20 protein-coding genes, 1 tRNA gene and 1 pseudogene are annotated in these 18,124 nt (G+C 45.7%); 5 read left to right on the forward strand and 17 right to left on the reverse strand.

What is annotated here, in order from left to right; genetic code table 11:
* Positions 1 to 93 precede the first annotated feature (93 nt).
* The 7 genes from rpsO to DXE33_RS03750 form a co-directional block, all read right to left on the reverse strand.
* Positions 94 to 363, reverse strand: a complete 270-nt coding sequence (gene rpsO, locus DXE33_RS03720; RefSeq protein ID WP_114638670.1) for a 30S ribosomal protein S15 — start codon at positions 361 to 363, stop codon at positions 94 to 96.
* 207 nt (positions 364 to 570) lie between these two features.
* Positions 571 to 2,118 (reverse strand): 2-isopropylmalate synthase, encoded by a 1,548-nt coding sequence (locus DXE33_RS03725; RefSeq protein WP_114638671.1) that lies wholly within the window; start codon positions 2,116 to 2,118, stop codon positions 571 to 573.
* A gap of 236 nt (positions 2,119 to 2,354) precedes the next feature.
* Positions 2,355 to 3,212, reverse strand: coding sequence for a CDP-diacylglycerol--serine O-phosphatidyltransferase (gene pssA / locus DXE33_RS03730; protein ID WP_114638672.1), 858 nt, complete (start codon positions 3,210 to 3,212; stop codon positions 2,355 to 2,357).
* A 25-nt stretch (positions 3,213 to 3,237) separates the two neighbouring features.
* Positions 3,238 to 3,885 carry a phosphatidylserine decarboxylase gene (locus DXE33_RS03735; RefSeq protein ID WP_114638673.1) on the reverse strand — a complete coding sequence of 216 codons (648 nt, stop codon included), beginning with the start codon at positions 3,883 to 3,885 and terminating at the stop codon, positions 3,238 to 3,240.
* A 42-nt stretch (positions 3,886 to 3,927) separates the two neighbouring features.
* Positions 3,928 to 4,944 carry a ketol-acid reductoisomerase gene (gene ilvC, locus DXE33_RS03740; RefSeq protein ID WP_114638674.1) on the reverse strand — a complete coding sequence of 339 codons (1,017 nt, stop codon included), beginning with the start codon at positions 4,942 to 4,944 and terminating at the stop codon, positions 3,928 to 3,930.
* 56 nt (positions 4,945 to 5,000) lie between these two features.
* Positions 5,001 to 5,492 carry an acetolactate synthase small subunit gene (gene ilvN, locus DXE33_RS03745; protein ID WP_114638675.1) on the reverse strand — a complete coding sequence of 164 codons (492 nt, stop codon included), beginning with the start codon at positions 5,490 to 5,492 and terminating at the stop codon, positions 5,001 to 5,003.
* Entirely contained in the window at positions 5,492 to 7,279 is a 1,788-nt protein-coding gene (locus DXE33_RS03750) for an acetolactate synthase 3 catalytic subunit (protein ID WP_114638676.1), read from the reverse strand. The genes ilvN and DXE33_RS03750 overlap by 1 nt, the downstream gene beginning before the upstream one ends.
* 224 nt (positions 7,280 to 7,503) lie before the next feature.
* On the opposite strand from DXE33_RS03750, the pseudogene DXE33_RS03755 reads away from it, so the two are divergent.
* From DXE33_RS03755 to DXE33_RS03770, 4 genes and pseudogenes are all read left to right on the forward strand, one after another.
* A pseudogene (locus DXE33_RS03755) lies at positions 7,504 to 8,084 on the forward strand (RNA polymerase sigma factor).
* Positions 8,081 to 8,542 carry a DUF3619 family protein gene (locus DXE33_RS03760; RefSeq protein ID WP_114638677.1) on the forward strand — a complete coding sequence of 154 codons (462 nt, stop codon included), beginning with the start codon at positions 8,081 to 8,083 and terminating at the stop codon, positions 8,540 to 8,542. Before DXE33_RS03755 ends, DXE33_RS03760 begins: the two are co-directional and overlap by 4 nt.
* 12 nt (positions 8,543 to 8,554) lie before the next feature.
* Positions 8,555 to 9,166, forward strand: a complete 612-nt coding sequence (locus DXE33_RS03765) for a DUF3106 domain-containing protein (RefSeq protein WP_114638678.1) — start codon at positions 8,555 to 8,557, stop codon at positions 9,164 to 9,166.
* Positions 9,167 to 9,174: 8 nt separating this feature from the next.
* Positions 9,175 to 9,711, forward strand: a complete 537-nt coding sequence (locus DXE33_RS03770) for an RDD family protein (protein WP_114638679.1) — start codon at positions 9,175 to 9,177, stop codon at positions 9,709 to 9,711.
* Between the two features lie 25 nt (positions 9,712 to 9,736).
* On the opposite strand, the gene DXE33_RS09770 is transcribed toward DXE33_RS03770, so the two are convergent.
* From DXE33_RS09770 to DXE33_RS03810, 10 genes are all read right to left on the reverse strand, one after another.
* Positions 9,737 to 9,982 carry a hypothetical protein gene (locus DXE33_RS09770; RefSeq protein ID WP_197711985.1) on the reverse strand — a complete coding sequence of 82 codons (246 nt, stop codon included), beginning with the start codon at positions 9,980 to 9,982 and terminating at the stop codon, positions 9,737 to 9,739.
* Positions 9,970 to 11,958: an ABC transporter permease gene (locus tag DXE33_RS03775; RefSeq protein ID WP_197711986.1), complete on the reverse strand. Its 1,989-nt coding sequence runs from the start codon at positions 11,956 to 11,958 to the stop codon at positions 9,970 to 9,972. The genes DXE33_RS09770 and DXE33_RS03775 overlap by 13 nt, the downstream gene beginning before the upstream one ends.
* A gap of 83 nt (positions 11,959 to 12,041) precedes the next feature.
* Positions 12,042 to 12,827, reverse strand: a complete 786-nt coding sequence (locus tag DXE33_RS03780; RefSeq protein ID WP_114638680.1) for an SDR family oxidoreductase — start codon at positions 12,825 to 12,827, stop codon at positions 12,042 to 12,044.
* A gap of 58 nt (positions 12,828 to 12,885) precedes the next feature.
* Positions 12,886 to 13,815, reverse strand: a complete 930-nt coding sequence (locus DXE33_RS03785) for a tripartite tricarboxylate transporter substrate binding protein BugE (RefSeq protein ID WP_231970479.1) — start codon at positions 13,813 to 13,815, stop codon at positions 12,886 to 12,888.
* Positions 13,816 to 13,885: 70 nt separating this feature from the next.
* Complete coding sequence (locus DXE33_RS03790; protein WP_114638681.1) at positions 13,886 to 14,512, reverse strand: PqiC family protein; 627 nt, start codon at positions 14,510 to 14,512, stop codon at positions 13,886 to 13,888.
* Positions 14,509 to 15,447 carry an MlaD family protein gene (locus tag DXE33_RS03795; protein WP_114638682.1) on the reverse strand — a complete coding sequence of 313 codons (939 nt, stop codon included), beginning with the start codon at positions 15,445 to 15,447 and terminating at the stop codon, positions 14,509 to 14,511. Before DXE33_RS03795 ends, DXE33_RS03790 begins: the two co-directional genes overlap by 4 nt.
* The gene (locus DXE33_RS03800) at positions 15,444 to 16,238 is read right to left on the reverse strand and encodes an ABC transporter ATP-binding protein (protein ID WP_114638683.1); all 795 of its coding nucleotides are present in this window, start codon (positions 16,236 to 16,238) and stop codon (positions 15,444 to 15,446) included. Before DXE33_RS03800 ends, DXE33_RS03795 begins: the two co-directional genes overlap by 4 nt.
* Entirely contained in the window at positions 16,238 to 17,005 is a 768-nt protein-coding gene (locus tag DXE33_RS09775; RefSeq protein ID WP_197711987.1) for an MlaE family ABC transporter permease, read from the reverse strand. Before DXE33_RS09775 ends, DXE33_RS03800 begins: the two co-directional genes overlap by 1 nt.
* A 67-nt stretch (positions 17,006 to 17,072) precedes the next feature.
* Complete coding sequence (locus tag DXE33_RS09780) at positions 17,073 to 17,420, reverse strand: STAS domain-containing protein (RefSeq protein ID WP_197711988.1); 348 nt, start codon at positions 17,418 to 17,420, stop codon at positions 17,073 to 17,075.
* 81 nt (positions 17,421 to 17,501) lie between these two features.
* Positions 17,502 to 17,578 (reverse strand) — tRNA-Arg (locus DXE33_RS03810).
* A gap of 18 nt (positions 17,579 to 17,596) precedes the next feature.
* Here DXE33_RS03810 and greB point away from each other — a divergent pair.
* Positions 17,597 to 18,097 carry a transcription elongation factor GreB gene (greB, locus tag DXE33_RS03815; protein ID WP_114638684.1) on the forward strand — a complete coding sequence of 167 codons (501 nt, stop codon included), beginning with the start codon at positions 17,597 to 17,599 and terminating at the stop codon, positions 18,095 to 18,097.
* The last annotated feature ends 27 nt before the right edge of the window (positions 18,098 to 18,124 follow it).

Here is an 18,124-nt window from a genome sequence, read left to right on the forward strand (position 1 = left end):
GTTCTTGAAGCGCCCAAAAAACATGCCATCTGCTTGAGACTGATTCTGTAAAGAAACAACCCTAAGAAAGATGGCATTGCATACCGATAAGAATTACTTACGGAGACCTAATTTGTCGATCAATGCGCGATAGCGATCCAAATCTTTGCCCTTGAGGTAATCTAAGAGGCGACGGCGACGTGAAACCATCTTCAACAAACCGCGACGGCTGTGATGATCTTTGGCGTTAGCCTTGAAATGGGGGGTTAATTCATTGATACGGGCTGTTAGCAATGAAACTTGAACTTCAGGGCTACCCGTATCGTTTACGCTGCGCGCGTTTTCTTTGACGATTTCCGCCGTTTTGATATCAGCAACTGCCATTTTTAATACTCCTTACTTGCGAACACATGAGCTTTCACCCAATTCGTGTCGTGCGTTATTATTAATGAAAAACTAAAAAAGCTTTATAAATCAAAGCCATCGAATTGTAGCAGATTGAACTGCCCAATAGAAAGAGAAAGGCGGCAAAAAGGCCACCTTGGGTGACCTTTTTGCATATTTACCTTATAAATCAATTACTTATCTATTTTAAGGCGTCATTTGAGCATTTAATTTCGCCTGACTAGGGTCATGCAGCTTATTCAAAGCCGATAAATATGCCTTGGCTGATGCTGCAATGATGTCGGGATCAGTACCAACTCCATTCACAATGCGACCGCCTTTTGCTAAACGTACCGTGACTTCGCCTTGCGATTGGGTTCCTGAAGTAATGGCATTGACAGAATAGAGCAACTGCTCTGCCCCACTCTTAGCAATCTCTTCGATTGCGTTCAAGCTTGCATCAACTGGACCATTACCCTCTGCTTCAGAACTAACCTCTTTATTCCCCATGCGGAAAGTAACCCGTGACTTTGGACGCTCACCAGTTTCTGAATGTTGGCTAAGTGAAATGAAGTGGTAATGCTCACCCTCTTCTGCAGCAGCAGAATCAGACATGATGGCAATGATGTCCTCATCAAAAATTTCTGCTTTTTGATCAGCCAAAGCTTTAAATCGAGCAAATGCCTCATTAATGTCCGCCTCTGCTTCTACTGTGACACCCAATTCTTGCAAGCGTTGTTTGAATGCATTGCGACCAGATAATTTCCCAAGAACAATCTTATTGGTTGTCCAGCCCACATCTTCAGCGCGCATGATTTCGTAAGTTTCACGATTCTTCAGAATACCATCTTGGTGAATACCAGAGGCATGCGCAAAAGCGTTGGCACCAACCACCGCCTTGTTTGGTTGAACTACAAAGCCAGTAATTTGAGAGACCAATTTAGAGGCCGGCACGATTTGGCTGGCATCGATACCACAAACCATATCGAAGTAATCCTTGCGTGTGCGCAAGGACATCACAATCTCTTCCAAGGCCGTGTTACCCGCACGCTCACCCAAACCATTGATAGTGCACTCGATCTGGCGAGCACCGCCAATCTTGACTCCAGCCAATGAGTTGGCAACAGCCATTCCTAAATCGTTATGGCAATGCACTGACCAAATGGCCTTATCTGAATTGGGTACGCGGGTTCGCAAAGTTTTGATAAATTCACCATACAGCTCAGGGGTTGCATAGCCAACCGTATCAGGAATATTGATGGTGGAAGCGCCTTCATTAATCACGGCCTCGACTACTCTGCACAAGAAATCCATTTCAGAGCGATAGCCATCTTCTGCAGAAAATTCAATATCAGAAGCTAAGTTTCGCGCAAAACGAATAGAACGCTTAGCCTGCTCCAATACCTCTTCTGGTGACATGCGCAACTTGACCGCCATATGCAAAGGACTGGTAGCCAAAAACGCGTGGATGCGTTTAGCATTCGCTGCTTGTAAGGCATCCGCAGCACGAGTAATGTCTTTGTCATTGGCTCTAGCCAAGGAGCAAACAATTGAATCCTTCACCGCAGCAGCAACTGCCGAAATCGCCTGAAAGTCTCCTTCAGAGCTAGCAGCAAAACCGGCCTCAATCACATCAACCTTGAGGCGCTCTAACTGACGAGCAATACGGACCTTCTCATCTTTAGTCATGGATGCTCCTGGCGATTGTTCGCCATCACGCAAGGTGGTATCAAAAATGATTACTTTGTCGCTCATCACTACTCTCCGGTTTGGATATCGATTGGTTTAATACTGTATTGCAATCTTTAAAACAAAAACCCCAGCAAATTGCTGGGGCTGGTATTAGTGGTTAATGAGTGGTTAATGAAGTTTTTTATCTCATCAACTCAGGCCTTACCCGCCCCAAGCGTATGCTTAGTGCCAGCAGAAGGAGGTTAGATAAAGGTGGGAAATTCATCAACATGGAATTAATATACCTGAAAAATTCGGATTTAGCTAAAACGTTTACCGCTCAGTTGCTCCCAAGCCCAGACAACATAGCCAGAGATCGAGTAGATCACAAATAGTCCAAATAAGGCTAAAGGAGAATTGGATGAGATCAAAACAAAAGTGAGGATCATGAGCACCATGACGCCAAAAGGCACTCTATAGCGCACATCCAAGGCTTTGCCACTGTAAAAACGAGCATTTGACACCATTGTTAAGCCAGCATAGACAGCAATCAAGAAGGTAATCCAGGGAATGGCGGTATCTCGCACGGAAATCTTATTGTCATCGGCTAACCAGATAAATCCTGCAATCAAGGAACCCGCTGCTGGACTCGGCAAACCCTGAAAGAACTTTTTATCAACTACGCCCGTATTCACATTGAAACGAGCTAAGCGCAAGGCAGCACCAGCACAATAAGTAAATGCGGCTAGCCAGCCCCACTTACCCAGATCTTTTAAAGCCCATTCGTAGGCAACTAATGCAGGAGCAACTCCGAAAGAAACCATATCGGCCAAAGAGTCGTATTGCTCTCCAAACGCGCTTTGCGTATTGGTCATACGCGCCACACGTCCATCCATACCATCCAACACTAAGGAAGCAAAAATGGCGATTGCGGCAACTTGAAACTGATCATTCGTTGCATTCACAATCGCAAAGAAACCACTGAACAGCGCTGCAGTCGTAAAGGCGTTTGGAAGTAAATAAATGCCGCGATTTCTGGGGCGTGGTTGATGAGTTGATGCTTCTACTTCGTAATCCAAAGGATCACCAAGATCTTGCGCCCAGTCATCTTGTGATGGTTTGCGCAAATGGGTTAGTCGACTTCGGTCTAAACGACCATGACGGCGAAAAGTTGTCAAATCAGACCTCGGTAAAGAATGCGAATCAATCTAGACCTGGCACACGTGCCAAAGCGGTATTTGTTGCAAAAACTTTATCGCCAACGGCAACAAGAGGCTCAGCTGTCAGGGGTAAATAAACATCTACACGAGATCCAAAGCGAATGAAGCCATAGCGCTCACCTGCTTTAAGGCGATCACCAACATGGATGTAACAAAGGATACGGCGGGCAATTAATCCGGCAACCTGCACTAAGGTGACCGTTTGACCGTTTGCATCAATTACAACTGCATTGCGTTCGTTCTCAGTGGAAGCTTTATCCAAATCAGCATTGACAAACTTCCCTGGAAAATATTGGATTTCTTTTACAAAACCATTGACCGCGCTGCGATTGGAATGAACATTAAATACATTCATGAAAACACTAATTTTGAGTGCCTCACGTCCAGCGTACGGATCGTTTGCTGTTTCAACCACAACAATACGCCCGTCAGCAGGAGATAAAACCAGATCGCGACCTAGAGCCGGAATGCGCTGTGGATCACGGAAGAACTGCAGAACAAAGAAAAAGATAATCATTAGGGGCCATGACCACCCGATACCACCAAGATAGTGGATCAGCAAAGTCACCACTCCCACTAGCGCCAAATAGGGCCAACCTTCTTTCGCAATAATGGGGTATGGATACATCATCTTTGTTCTGAGCCTATTAAGTTTCTTCGATAATTGAATTGCTTAGTTCTTAGTCTGATCAACTAATTTGTTCTTTGCAATCCAAGGCATCATTGCACGTAACTTAGCGCCAACCACTTCGATGTCATGCTCAGCGTTCAAACGACGACGTGAGATCAAGGTGGGAGCACCAGCCTTGTTTTCAAGAATGAAGCTCTTAGCATATTCACCAGTCTGAATATCTTTGAGGCACTTACGCATTGCGTTTTTAGTATCTTCCGTCACCACACGTGGGCCAGTAACATATTCACCATACTCAGCATTGTTTGAGATGGAGTAGTTCATATTGGCAATACCACCCTCATAGATCAAGTCAACGATCAACTTGAGCTCGTGCAAGCACTCAAAGTAAGCCATTTCCGGTGCGTAACCAGCTTCAACCAAAGTCTCAAAACCAGCCTTGATCAATTCAACTGCGCCACCGCAGAGAACAGCCTGTTCACCAAACAAGTCAGTCTCAGTTTCTTCGCGGAAGTTTGTTTCAATGATGCCAGCACGGCCACCCCCGTTTGCTGTTGCATAAGACAAGGCAACATCACGTGCAGAACCAGATTTATCTTGATATACAGCGATCAAATGAGGCACACCACCGCCTTGTGAGTAAGTACCACGAACAGTGTGTCCAGGTGCTTTAGGTGCAATCATGATCACATCTAAATCAGCGCGTGGCTGAACCTGACCGTAGTGCACATTAAAGCCGTGAGCAAATGCCAAAGCAGCGCCTTGCTTAATATTGGCATGAACTTCTTTGTTGTATACATCAGCGATTTGCTCGTCTGGCAAAAGCATCATGACTACATCAGCATCTTTAACAGCTTCTGCCACTTCTTTAACAGTCAAACCTGCGTTTGCTGCCTTGCTCCAGGAAGCGCCGTTCTTACGCAAACCAACGGTCACGTTCACGCCAGAATCTTTGAGGTTCAAAGCGTGTGCATGGCCTTGTGAACCGTAACCAATGATGGTGACTTTCTTGCCCTTAATGAGGGACAAATCTGCGTCTTTATCGTAAAAAACTTTCATGCTCTTTCCTTGTGTTGAAAATATTGTTATTAGAGTAATAAATCGAGTAAAAAAAATTAAACTTTCAGAATACGTTCACCGCGACCAATACCTGAACCTCCTGAACGCACTGTTTCTAATATCGATGTGCGATCAATAGAGTCAATAAAGGCATCTAGCTTGGCGCCATCGCCAGTCAATTCAATGGTGTAGCTCTTATCTGTGACATCAATAATGCGACCGCGGAAGATATCGGTTGTTCGCTTCAGCTCCTCACGCTCTTTACCTACAGCGCGCACCCTAATCATCATGAGTTCACGCTCAATATGCGGACCCTCGCTCAAATCAAATACCTTCACAACCTCAACCAAGCGGTTAAGGTGCTTGGTAATTTGCTCAATCACATCATCAGAGCCAAAAGTAACAATGGTCATGCGCGATAAGGATGGATCTTCGGTTGGCGCTACGCTCAAAGTATCAATGTTGTAACCGCGAGCAGAGAATAAACCGACAACCCTAGAAAGCGCGCCCGGCTCATTTTCAATAAGTACAGAAATAATGTGTCGCATTACAGATCCTCACTACCCAAAAGCATTTCAGTAATTCCCTTGCCCGCTTGAACCATCGGCCAAACGTTTTCTTCTGGGTCAGTCTGGAAGTCCATAAATACCGTGCGATCCTTTAAGCGAATTGCTTCTTTGAGAGCGCCCTCTACATCGGATTTTTTCTCGATACGCATACCAACGTGACCATAAGCCTCTGCCAACTTCACAAAATCAGGCAATGAATCCATGTAGGAGCTGGAATAGCGCTTGTTATAAGTCAACTCTTGCCATTGGCGAACCATTCCCAAGTAACGATTGTTTAAAGAAACAATTTTCACTGGTGTGTCGTACTGCTTGCAGGTTGAGAGTTCTTGAATACACATCTGAATCGAGCCTTCACCAGTAATAGTGAATACATCCTTTTCTGGAAATGCTTTCTTGATACCCATTGCGTACGGCAAGCCAACTCCCATGGTTCCTAGACCACCAGAGTTGATCCAACGACGTAGTTTATCAAACTTGTAGAACTGAGCGGCCCACATCTGATGCTGGCCTACGTCAGAGCAAATAAATGCATCACCGCCTGTCAGCTCCCATAATTTTTGAACCACGTATTGTGGTTTAACAATTTGGGATGCCTCGTCATACTTCAAGCAATCTTTTTTGCGCCACTCGTTGATCTGATCCCACCAAGCAGCGACTTTATCGCCGTTTTTACGAGGGCCAGCAGCTTTGAGCTGAGCTGTCATCTCAACCAATACTTCTTTGAGATTACCAACAATAGGCACATCCACTTTCACACGCTTAGAGATCACGGATGGATCGGTATCAATGTGAATAATTTTGCGGGGATGACTTGCAAAGTGAACAGTGTTTCCAATCACGCGATCATCAAATCGAGCGCCAATCGCAATCAATACATCACTGTGTTGCATTGCCATATTGGCTTCGTATGTTCCATGCATACCCAACATGCCGACAAACTGAGGGCTGGTCCCTGGGAAGCCACCAAGACCCATCAAGGTATTGGTAACTGGATAACCCAATAGATCCGCGAACTCTTTTAGCTCAAGTGCGGCATCGGCTAAGATCACGCCACCACCGGTATAGATGTATGGGCGCTCTGCCTCTTGCAACAAAGTAACTGCTTTGCGAATTTGTCCACTATGCCCCTTGATCACAGGGTTGTAGGAACGCATTTCCAAGGTCTCTGGATATACAAAAGGACCCTTAGCTGCTGAAACGTCCTTAGGAATATCAATCAATACAGGGCCTGGACGACCAGTCTGGGCAATGTGAAAAGCTTTTTTCAGCACCAGTGGCAAATCTCTAACATCCTTGACAAGGAAATTATGCTTTACCACCGGACGAGTGATGCCAACAGTATCAGCTTCCTGGAATGCGTCTTCACCAATCGCATACGTGGGTACGTTACCACTAATAATCACCATTGGGATCGAATCAGTGTAGGCAGTGGCAATACCGGTTACCGCATTTGTCACACCAGGACCCGAGGTTACTAGTGCAACCCCAACTTTACCGGTAGCGCGTGCATAACCATCAGCCGCGTGAACCGCCGCTTGTTCATGGCGTACCAATATGTGCTCGAACTTGTCTTGTTTAAAAATTTCATCGTAGATAAAGAGAACGGAACCGCCTGGGTAACCCCAAACATATTCAACACCCTCTTTGTGCAGTGCATACACGAGCATCTCAGCGCCAATGATTTCTGGGGCTGCTGCTACGGAATTAGTATTTGCTGAGTCTTTGTTAGCTTTGCTAGCTAAGAATTCGGCGCTGCTTGTATTCATTTGTATTCATTTTCTTTCGTCCTTTGCAATTTTCGGCAAAAAATTATTTGGTCTGTTCTGTCTCCTGCTTTTGGCCTGAGTTCGAACGGCGCTGCTACCGGAGCTACCGGAAAAAAACCACTTCAAAACCACTTCTTGAATGAGATTCTAGGTAGTAAGCCCTATATTCTATAGCAATCCCCTAAAATAGCCCAATTCTTACCGATTCGGGTGTAATCGACTGCATGGCATCAGCCCAAGAACTATCTGACTTTCTGAGCAGCATTGAGCAGCGCGCATTCAAGCAGGCTGTTTACGCCGTGCGTGATGATGATGCTGCGTTGGATATTGCTCAAGATGCCATGATCAAGTTGGCTGAGAAATACGGGGATAGGCCTGCAAGTGAGCTGCCCTTGGTTTTTACTCGAATCCTGCAAAACCGAATTCATGACTGGTTTCGTCGCCAAAAAGTCCGGAACGCCTGGGTCACCCTATTTTCGAGCATGGGCAAGAAAACAGACGAAACCGAAGATTTTGACCCTTTAGAGTCACTTTCTGCGCCAGATGATAGTGAAATTCACCAAGATGGGTCACAAAAACTAGAACAAAGTCAGCTTTTACAGGCTTTGGAGTCAGAAATAGAGAAATTACCTGTACGTCAACGAGAAGCCTTCCTGATGCGTTATTGGGATGAGCTAAGCATTACTGATACTGCCCTGATACTGCCAAAGCGATGGGTTGTAGCGAAGGCAGTGTCAAAACACATTGTTCTAGAGCATCACAAACCTTAGCTAAAGCACTGAAATTAAAAGGAATTACCCTGTGAAATACCGCGATGAGCCACTAAACCAGTCCCAGTCAGACCAATTTGGTCATGCCAGCGCCGTCCTATTGAGCTTGGGAGCCCAAAACTTGCCTGCCAATATCAAAAACCGGCTTCACGCTGCTCGACTCAAAGCACTTTCTGTACGAAAAGTTGAAAAAGTTCGTGCTCATCAGCCTGTATTTGCTAGCACAGCAGCAAACTGGTCGTCTGGCACCAATGGACGTTGGGATACTGTTGGATGGGTTGCTCCATTGGTCGTGCTGGTATTTGGATTGATTGGCATTGCTCAATGGCAAGACAACTCTCGCATTAATGATATTGCCGAAGTCGATGCCACTCTCCTAACAGACGATGTTCCACCAGATGCTTATGCTGATAGTGGATTTATGGCTTTCTTGAAAAATGGCCCCCAGTCTGATTCTGGTGACAGCACAAGCGATTTATCACCAAGCAATTAAGCACCCAATTTCATGAGAGAAATGGTTAAGCCGTTTTCTGTCAACGCCATATTGGTGTCGCTTGTTCTCGCCTGCTCAAGCATTGCCTCAATTAGCAAGGCGCAAACTGGCAGTGGTCCCGCACATGGAAAAACAACGGCCATTCCCGAAAAAAAGCCAGATGGAACTTGGGAAAACCTGAGCGCAACTCAGCAACAAATTTTGGCTCCACTAAAAGGCGATTGGGACTACATGCTTCCCGATAGCCGTAAAAAATGGATTCATGTATCGAACATCTATCCCAAGATGAGCACTCAAGACCAAGAGCGCTTGCAATCACGCATGACCAGCTGGTCTAACCTCTCCCAAAAAGATCGTCGTATTGCTAGAGAAAACTATCTGAGCAGCCTTAAATTTCCTGCCGAGAAAAAGGCTGAAGCTTGGAGTGCGTATCAAAAACTCAGCGATGAGCAGAAAAAGAAATTAGCCGAGATGGAGGCCAAGAAAAAGCCGCACGCAATTAACGCCCCCACTCTTGCTCAACATGCTATCAAGCAGAATACGACGCCCCCGCCCCTTGCGCCAAAGCCCAGAAGCTTGCCCCCTGAGGCGCCAGCTGCTGCAAGCAGTTCAGAATCTCCATAAGCAGATTGATGACGCCTTCTGAATTAAATGCATTACCTTCGCCACGATTTTGGCGACGCGTTTCTTGCTGCCTGTATGAACAGTTAGTTTTACTCGGTGTGATTGCCCTGACTTTTCTGGTTCCCAATCTCCTGCTGGGAATGCTTTTCAATACCTCCTTACCAAGCTGGCTCACATTTCTGTATCTATATCTCGTTCTGGGATTCTATTTTGTCTGGTACTGGACTAAATCAGGCCAAACCTTAGCAATGCAAACTTGGCGTGTTCGCATGATAGGTAGGGATGGTTTTAATGTGAACAAAAAACAAGCTTTATGGCGCTATGTCTACGGTTCATTGTGGATCATTCCTTGCATTTTAATTCAATGGGCATTTCATTTAGAAAAATGGCAAATCATTGAAATGTTATTTACTGTAGCCCTTTTCATTTGGCCCTTGAGCATTTATCTAGATCGTCGAAATACCATTGAACGTCAAAGCTTGCCAGATCGTTTTGCAGGTACGCGCTTAGTCGAACTACCCAAACATCTCGTGACACTCTCGTAGTTTGCCTAAAGCAAATAGGGTCGTTTTATATCTCTCGTAGGCATTCAATGGCAGTGGCATTTTGAATGCCATTTAAAAAGTGGTAGCCAGAAACTAACGTGGCGGCAATACCAATACCTAGCCCCATAATGATCGATTGAGCAAATGCATTAAATTCAATCTCCATCACATAGCGACCCAAAGCCCAAGCACCAACACCCGCAGATATACCCGCTAGTAAACCTGCAACCGATCCAATGATCAATAGCTCAACTGTCGCTATGCGAGCCAAGACGGCGCTCTTGAAGCACCCATGGCCTTAAGCAAGGCTGCATTACGGTAGCGCACATCCTGGGTAGCAGAAAGCGCTGCCAATAACACCAAAATGGCTGCCACAATCGTAAAAGCAAACAAGAGCCCCAATGCACCAGATAATTTATCAAGCACTTCTTGGATTTGGCGCAAGGAAGTAATTGGGGCGCTAATCTGCTCCCCTGCCACCTCGAATGTCAGCATGTCGCCCTGTTTCAGTCGCAAGGTTTTGGCAATGCCTGTCTCAATCGAAATCTGCGGGGTATCTCCTTCAATCCACTTACCCGAAACAACTTGGTTGCTCTGTGGCAACTCATTCGTGTAGGAAAGATTGAACTCTCTATCCAACAGTCGCTTCGCGTTTTCTTCTGCATAATCTGCAGGCGAAACATCGCTCCCATTAACCTGAATTAAACGCCCTCTCACCATGGGATAAAAATGGGGGGTGGCGATTGCCCGAGATTCCAATAATTTGCTAATTGCCCCCTTCTGATCCTCTTGAATATTGATCATGAATCGATTGGGGGCATCGGCTGGAATATTAGCTTGCCAAGCCTTCAATAAATCTTGACGCAATATAAGAATCATTAAAAGTGCCATGATGGCAACTCCCAAGGCCGTAATTTGCAGTATGGCAAATCCTGGGCGGCGACCAATCGCAATCACTGCAAAGCGCCCTGCAAAATCTTGAAAAGTCAGCTTACTAGTGATCCAAAGAACTAGATAAGATATTGCTGCAAAGGCAGCAATCGAGGCAGTGCAACTGATGGCTACCCATAAAGCCAACTTCCAGTCGCGCGCAGCAATCCAAATCAGCGCACTGCAAGAGCCCAAACCCAAAAACAAAATCCAAAATAAGGTCAGGCGATTGACCTCAAACTCTTTGCGGATCAACCGAATGGGTGAAACCTGAATTAAGGCAGTCAGCGGATAACTGGCAAAGCCAATTAATAGTATCCAAGCAAATAAAGCGCTCCACAAAATAGGCTCAACTGATACGTCAGGCAAATTCGCTAGCAGCAAACTGCCTAATACAACCGTCAAGATATTTTGCGCAAGGTAGGCGAGCAATGCGCCGAGCAGAGTGGCGATCAAACCAAGAGATACCAGGGTTTTCATTTGCTTTCGCAGAATGACGGCTCTGGTAGCGCCAAAGCACTTCAGTACCGCACAGACATCCGCTTGCTTTTGCATATAGCGATGAGCAGACAGACCAATTGCAACCGCTGCAATCATGGCTGTTAATAAAGAAACTAAGGAAAGAAACTGTTCCGCCTTATCCAAAGTCTTACGCATAGTCGGCTGGGCAGTTTCTAGTGTCTCTACACGAATGCCACGCATAGACTTTGAGTCTATTTCTTGCATGAGCCATAACTGATAAGACTTCACTTGAGCATCATCACCAGCTAGTAGAAGACGATAAGTCACTCTGCTACCCAAGCCAATTAATCCCGTGGATGGCAAATCATCCAATGACATCATGATGCGAGGAGCAAAATTCATAAACCCTGCTCCTCGATCAATTTCTTGCGTGATCACTCCAGCAATGACAAACTGTCGATCGCCCAAGCGCAACATTTGACCTGCTTGAGTATCCAAGTTATTTAATAAAGCAGGTTCTACCCAAACGGTGCCACTCTTTGGCCCCTTTAGTAAAGGTGATGCGCTTGCGGGACTTTGCTTAATGGTCAGTTGACCGCGCAAGGGATAGGTCGCACTGACCGCTTTGATTGAGGCAAGTTTGCTAGATGACTCTGTGCTTGCCATACTCGGAAAGACGATGGTTTGAGCAATCTGCAGACCTCGAAGCTCAGCCTCTTGAATAAAAGCTTCTGGAAGTGCTTGGTCTGCTGCAATCAGTAAATCGGCAGCAATCAGCTGACGGGCATCAAACTCAAATGCGCAATGCAAGCGATCCGCCAGAAAGCTAACACTCGTTAGTGCAGCTACCGACAAAACGAGAGCAAATAATAAAAACCTCAGCTCTTTAGACCGCAGGTCTTGTCTTAATTCCCGAAAGAGGCTACAGAAATGAGATATCAAATCGCCTGTATCTGACCGCCATCAATCCGCATGATGGTACCAGTGATGAAAGATGCATTTTGACTAGCTAAGAAAGCTGCAGCATCACCATATTCCCTGGGATCACCATAGCGCCCCATGGGTATTTGACCTAAACTTGCCTTAACCACAGCTTCATAAGTAGTGCCTTCGCGATTGGCACGCGCTTCATCTAATTGACGCAGTCGATCAGTAGCAATTCTGCCTGGCATGATCACATTTACCGTAACACCCTCTGAAGCCACCTCAGCAGATAGTGTTTTAGACCAAGCTAATAAAGCAGCCCGTAGCGTATTGGAGATGGCTAAGTTTTTGATTGGGGCAATTGCGCCGGAGGTGGTGCTGGTAATAATGCGGTCCCATTTACGCTGACGCATACCGGGCAAAACACGATCGGTAATGGCAATTAATGAAAGCACCATGTCATTAAAACTCTTTTGCCAAAGTGCTGGGTCCTGACCTGCAGCAGGAGTTGGCAAAGGGCCGCCCGTATTGTTGATCAGGATATCTATTGGTCCGAGGGTATTTTCAACTTGCGATACCAATCCATCAATCACACTTAAATCGGCTAGATCCCAGTTCAGGACCATTCCTTGTCCACCAGCAGCTTGAATCAGCTCAAGCGATTGCTTTAAGCCCTCTGGATTGCGACCAGTTACCGCGACTTTGACACCCTCTCGCGCCAATGAAACGGCCATTGCTTGACCTAAGCCACGACTTGATGCCATCACTAAAGCAACCTTGCCCTGAATTCCTAAATCCATATCGTCCCCAAATTTTTTGTGTATTCGAATTCAAACTGATTCGATTTATTTTTACCACTTAATCAAGCTGTAACTTCTGCTTGGCTACCACCTCTTTATATACGGTGTACTCCGCCTTGATCTCTTTAGAAAATGCCTCTGGGCCATTGACGTTAATCAACGAGCCGGTTTCCTCAATACGCTTTTTTACTGCTGGATCAGTAATCACTTTTTGGAGTGCAGCATAGTATTTATCGACCACATCCTTAGGAAGGCCTGCCGGCCCTAAGAGTCCGTAATAAGCCATTCGATTGACAGGCGCAAGCCCTACTTCTGAAAATGTTGGCACATTTGGCAACTGAGCAAGACGTTTGGGTGCGGCGATCACGATAGGCACCAATTTTCCATCTTTGATAAATGGCAGGGATGAAGGTAGATTATCAAAGATCATCGAGACTTGACCGCCCACAGTATCAGCCAATGCAGGTCCGGCACCGCGATAGGGAATGTGAACGATGTAGACACCAGCCAAAGACTTAAATAGCTCCATCTGCATATGGCCGATTCCGCCAGTGCCAGAGCTTGAGTACGAGTATTTACCGGGGTTTGCTTTTAGCGCTGCTAAAAAGGTTTTGAAGTCTTTTGCAGGAAAAGCAGGATTAACAGCAATAATGTTTGGTGTGGCGGCAATATTGCTGATGGCCGTGAAATCGGCAAGCGGATCATAACCAATCCTTGAATTGATTGCCGGGTTCGCTGCTGTAGTAGAAACAGTAGCCATGCCAATGGTATATCCATCTTTGGGTGCCCGCATCACCTCTAGAGCACCAACAGAGCCGCCTCCACCCGCCTTATTTTCAACAATGACTGGTTGACCTAATTGCCTTCCAAGAGCATCACCCACAGCACGCGCGATGATGTCAGTACTACCGCCTGGCGCAAAAGGAACAATCAGACGAATTGGTTTTGTGGGGAAAGCATCTGCAGTTGCACCAAAGGAAGCGGTCATGCCAAGCGCGAAGAAACAGGCAGAAACAATCTGCAAACCCAAATGACGTGCTAATCGAAAATTCATGAATTTATTGCCCCAAAGGCTTTGGTAAATGCGCAGCATATTTATTCAGCTGCTCTTCATATTCCTTGAAAATATCAGCAAGGGCTTGCTGCTGACCCAAAACAAGCGCCTCAGGAGTATTGTCTTTAAGGGCAATACGCTTGGTATAACGGTTTGCACCAATTAAGGGATTAACCTTGCCGCCATTGGTAACGCTCAAGAAAAACTCAACACTGACAACAGCCTCTGGTTTGACCCGGTAATCACCATAAAACTCGTTCACGGTAGCTTGCAGGGTATAGAACGGAAAGAAACTATTGCCCTGACCCATGGCTGCAGCAAAGATATTGGATTGATTTATCCATTGGCGCTCTGCGTTTCCAATCATCTCCGCCGGAATCGTGGCGTAAACGTTGTAAAAGTCTTTCTCAAAGCGCTGATCACCTAAGCGGTAAACCAAGGATTTGCCGTCATAAGGTGCGGCAACTGAAACAGCACCAATCTTGAGCCACAACTCACACAACTGTTTGCGTGGGGCTCCTGTTCGCTCAGGTGCAACCATCCAACTCGTTGGCGTTACTGGTCCACGGGTTGGCAAGGAACAAGCTGCCAGGCCAAGCAAAAAAGCGAGGGATATTAAATATTTTTTCATTTGCTAGCTCCCGACTGTTCGCCTGAGCCATTCATAGGTGGCGTAATCTTGAGTGGTGGCGCACTCCAAATGAGACTCGAAGGTGATTGACTTGCTATGCGCGAGAATTCATTCAATTGCTCGCTGGTTTGCTTAAGGTTCTCAATAGTCAAACTCGTATCACCTTGAATGCTAGTCATGGTTTGGCGCAATGCAACCATAGTACCAACCAACTCTCGCATGAGAATACTCAACTCATCTTTATCCGTAACCTTAGCAATTCTCTCTAGGATGATATTCATATCTTTAACAGATCGCACCAAACCTTGATTATCTTTGCCATCCCCAGACATTAAAAGGTTTAGGTTTGATAAGAGCGCATCAAATTTTTTCTGCGTATTCTCAAGGTCCGCATTATTAATCGATGAAATAAATTTTTGAATACCAGAAATGATTTCATCAGCCTGATTGGGCAAGAATGGAATCACTGGATATTCAGGAGTCCAAGAAAATGGCAGTGGAGGATAGTCTTGTATTGAGCTTGGACCGCTGAAATCGAACTCAATGTAATTTACGCCAGTGATGCCTATGGACTTTACACGTGCACGCAAGTTGTTGTGCACAAAATCCTCGATCTGTTTTTGATTGACTTGGTCCCCAAAAATCTGCATACGCACCACAACATATTGGCGACGATGGTCAAAGGGCCTGTCTTTCTCATAGATATCCCCAGAAAGACCAATCATACTCACTTGACCAATTTTTACCCCCCTAAAACGAACGGCTGCGCCAACATCAAGACCGGTTACGGATTGTTTAATGTAAGTCTCGACATAGAATGATTTTTTGAACAGTTGGCCAGATCCAAAAATCAGGATGATCGCAATCAATACCCCGATTGCAGCAAGCACAAAAGCACCTAGTCGAAAGTAATTGGGATTAGAGTTATTACTCATGCTACGTCCTTACTCATGATGCGATTAAAGAATTGATGAACTCGTGGGTCCGTACTAGTGTCACGCAACACCTTGGGATCACCCTCGGCGATAATGCCCTTAGCGGTCTTATCTAACATAATGACCTTATCTGCAATGGCATAAATACTGGCGAGCTCATGCGAAACAATTACAAAGGTAATCCCCAGATTCTTTAATAAGTCCAGGATAGTTTGATCTAAATCTGCCGAGGTAATAGGATCCAAACCCGCCGAGGGTTCATCTAAAAATAAAATCTTCGGATCCAAAGCCATAGCCCGAGCAATCGCAGCGCGCTTTTGCATACCACCGCTGATGTCGCTAGGCATATATGACTCATAAGGCAATAGCCCTACTAAATCAAGCTTGCAACGAGCCAATAAATCCATTTGGTCTTGCGTTAGCTGGGTATATTCCTGCATAAACAGCGTGACGTTATCGAGCAGGTTCATTGAACCAAATAATGCGCCCTGCTGATACATCACGCCAAAACTAGTCATAATCTTTTGGCGCTGAGCACCTTGTGCCGCTGTAATGTTTCGACCTTCAATCAATACATCACCTGCTAATGGTTGGTATAGACCAAAGAGGTTTTTCAGTAAACTGGATTTACCACAACCAGATCCTCCTAAGATCACAAAGATCTCACCATTAGTGACAGTAAAGTTTAAGTTCTGCATCAACACATTAGAGCCATAACCAATCGTGAGGTTTTGCACCTCAATAGCGTAAGTAGGGTTGGCTGGCGTGTTCGGGTTAACCAGTGTATTCATCAAAAACCTGTCTTGTAAGAGATGAAGGCAAAGATGCCATCAACCACCACAATCATCACGATGCTGCTCACCACTGCACGTGTGGCAGAGATGCCAACTGCAGCAGCGCCAGTACCCGTTTGCATACCGCGTAAACATCCCATCGCCGATACCACAACACCAAATAAGGTTGCCTTAATTAAGCCAGAGCAAATATCTTCAATATCAACCGCATTGAGCATACCGTTATAAAAATTTACAAAAGGAATGCCGTAGATCAACATAGTGCACATCGATGCAATGATGCTCACGATATCAGCAAATAAGGTCAAAATAGGAGCAACCAAAATACCTGCGAGGACTCTGGGCACAACCAGAAAACGAATTGGGCTTAAACCACCAGAAACCAGTGCATCTACTTCGCTATTGACTGTCATCGTGCCAATTTCTGCTGCAAAAGCTGCAGATGAACGACCTGCCAACAAAATAGCAGTAATCAAAGGCCCCATTTCACGTACGATCCCCAAGGCTGCGAGTGGTCCAACATAAGAGGTGGCGCCAAATTGCTGCATACCAATGGCCGCCTGAAAGGACAAAATCACACCAATCAAGAAGGCCACCAAACCCACAATTGGTAAGGCCGCTATACCCGCCTCTACTGCAGCATTGACAAAGTCTCCCCAACGAACTTGCTTGGGATTGCGAACCGACCAAAATAAATCATCACTTAAATGACCTACGAAGGTAATCAGACCCTTCATATCATCCAATAGATTTTGGGCGGCCATTCCCGTGCTAACCACAAAACTCCGTTTGGGTTTAGGAATAGGAACAGGGAATAAATTGGTAATCGGATTAAATCAAAGGCTGATAGCGTTCATTGAGCCCGACAATCTCAAATTTTCCGCCTACCTTTTGCTGCGCTTGCTCAACACCAATCAGAAAAGCAATACCTGAACCATCTAGATATTTTACTTGAGAGGCATCAAATATGAGGGAAGCTATTTTAGAGTCATTGGGCGATAATTTTGAAAGCCAAGCATTTTGTGAATCACGAATTTGTGTCCAAACTCCGCCAAGGGAATACACATTCACTACGCCCGTTAAAACGACTTTGGCATTGGTAGCATCGATCTGAGACCAAACCGCTACGGAAGGGTTTGATGCTTGGTCAGACGTAATCATGGCTTCAGAAGTGCTCATAGGCAAACTATAAGGTATCCATAAGAAATGCTTGTGAAATACGGAAAAGGGCCCAGTTTTTCAACTAGGCCCTATATAAGATGGTGCGGCTGGCAGGAATTGAACCCACGACCCCTTGGTTCGTAGCCAAGTACTCTATCCAGCTGAGCTACAGCCGCAACAGCCATAATTATGCCATGGAAGAGAAGAACTACATCACACCCACTGGACATGAGCGCATCAAAAACGAGCTACTACAGCTCTTAAACCTTGATAGACCGGAGGTTGTCAAGGTTGTTCACTGGGCCGCTAGTAACGGCGACCGATCGGAAAATGGGGACTATATCTATGGAAAAAAGCGTTTGAGGGAGATCGATCGGCGTATCCGCTTCCTGAACAAACGCCTGGAATTTGCTGTAGTATTTGATAATTTGGCCCGCAAATCGGGGGATGCCGACTCTGAGCAGATCTTTTTTGGAGCCACAGTCACTTACTCACCTCAATCAGGCAAAGAAGCTGGCAAAGAAACCATCATCACCATTGTTGGGGTCGATGAGGTTGACCTAGATCAGGGGCGCGTCAGCTGGATTTCGCCAATCGCTAAGGCCTTGATTAAAGCCAGGCTTGGGGACTGCGTATTCATTCAAACGCCAACCGGTCCTACTGAAATTGAAATCCTGGACGTTCAATACCGATAAATCTCTGAGTCTTCTTGCTTCTGAGTA

The organism is Polynucleobacter necessarius (assembly GCF_900096765.1).
GTDB lineage: Bacteria > Pseudomonadota > Gammaproteobacteria > Burkholderiales > Burkholderiaceae > Polynucleobacter > Polynucleobacter necessarius_F.

What these genes read in the sequence shown, in the direction of transcription:
- rpsO (WP_114638670.1), bottom strand. Translation starts at nt 363, where the DNA reads ATGGCAGTTGCTGATATCAAAACGGCGGAAATCGTCAAAGAAAACGCG.
- DXE33_RS03725 (WP_114638671.1), bottom strand. Translation starts at nt 2,118, where the DNA reads ATGAGCGACAAAGTAATCATTTTTGATACCACCTTGCGTGATGGCGAA.
- DXE33_RS03735 (WP_114638673.1), bottom strand. Translation starts at nt 3,885, where the DNA reads ATGATGTATCCATACCCCATTATTGCGAAAGAAGGTTGGCCCTATTTG.
- ilvC (WP_114638674.1), bottom strand. Translation starts at nt 4,944, where the DNA reads ATGAAAGTTTTTTACGATAAAGACGCAGATTTGTCCCTCATTAAGGGC.
- ilvN (WP_114638675.1), bottom strand. Translation starts at nt 5,492, where the DNA reads ATGCGACACATTATTTCTGTACTTATTGAAAATGAGCCGGGCGCGCTT.
- DXE33_RS03750 (WP_114638676.1), bottom strand. Translation starts at nt 7,279, where the DNA reads ATGAATACAAGCAGCGCCGAATTCTTAGCTAGCAAAGCTAACAAAGAC.
- DXE33_RS03765 (WP_114638678.1), top strand. Translation starts at nt 8,555, where the DNA reads ATGAGAGAAATGGTTAAGCCGTTTTCTGTCAACGCCATATTGGTGTCG.
- DXE33_RS03770 (WP_114638679.1), top strand. Translation starts at nt 9,175, where the DNA reads ATGACGCCTTCTGAATTAAATGCATTACCTTCGCCACGATTTTGGCGA.
- DXE33_RS03780 (WP_114638680.1), bottom strand. Translation starts at nt 12,827, where the DNA reads ATGGATTTAGGAATTCAGGGCAAGGTTGCTTTAGTGATGGCATCAAGT.
- DXE33_RS03785 (WP_231970479.1), bottom strand. Translation starts at nt 13,815, where the DNA reads ATGACCGCTTCCTTTGGTGCAACTGCAGATGCTTTCCCCACAAAACCA.
- DXE33_RS03790 (WP_114638681.1), bottom strand. Translation starts at nt 14,512, where the DNA reads ATGAAAAAATATTTAATATCCCTCGCTTTTTTGCTTGGCCTGGCAGCT.
- DXE33_RS03795 (WP_114638682.1), bottom strand. Translation starts at nt 15,447, where the DNA reads ATGAGTAATAACTCTAATCCCAATTACTTTCGACTAGGTGCTTTTGTG.
- DXE33_RS03800 (WP_114638683.1), bottom strand. Translation starts at nt 16,238, where the DNA reads ATGAATACACTGGTTAACCCGAACACGCCAGCCAACCCTACTTACGCT.
- DXE33_RS09775 (WP_197711987.1), bottom strand. Translation starts at nt 17,005, where the DNA reads ATGGCCGCCCAAAATCTATTGGATGATATGAAGGGTCTGATTACCTTC.
- DXE33_RS09780 (WP_197711988.1), bottom strand. Translation starts at nt 17,420, where the DNA reads ATGAGCACTTCTGAAGCCATGATTACGTCTGACCAAGCATCAAACCCT.
- greB (WP_114638684.1), top strand. Translation starts at nt 17,597, where the DNA reads ATGGAAGAGAAGAACTACATCACACCCACTGGACATGAGCGCATCAAA.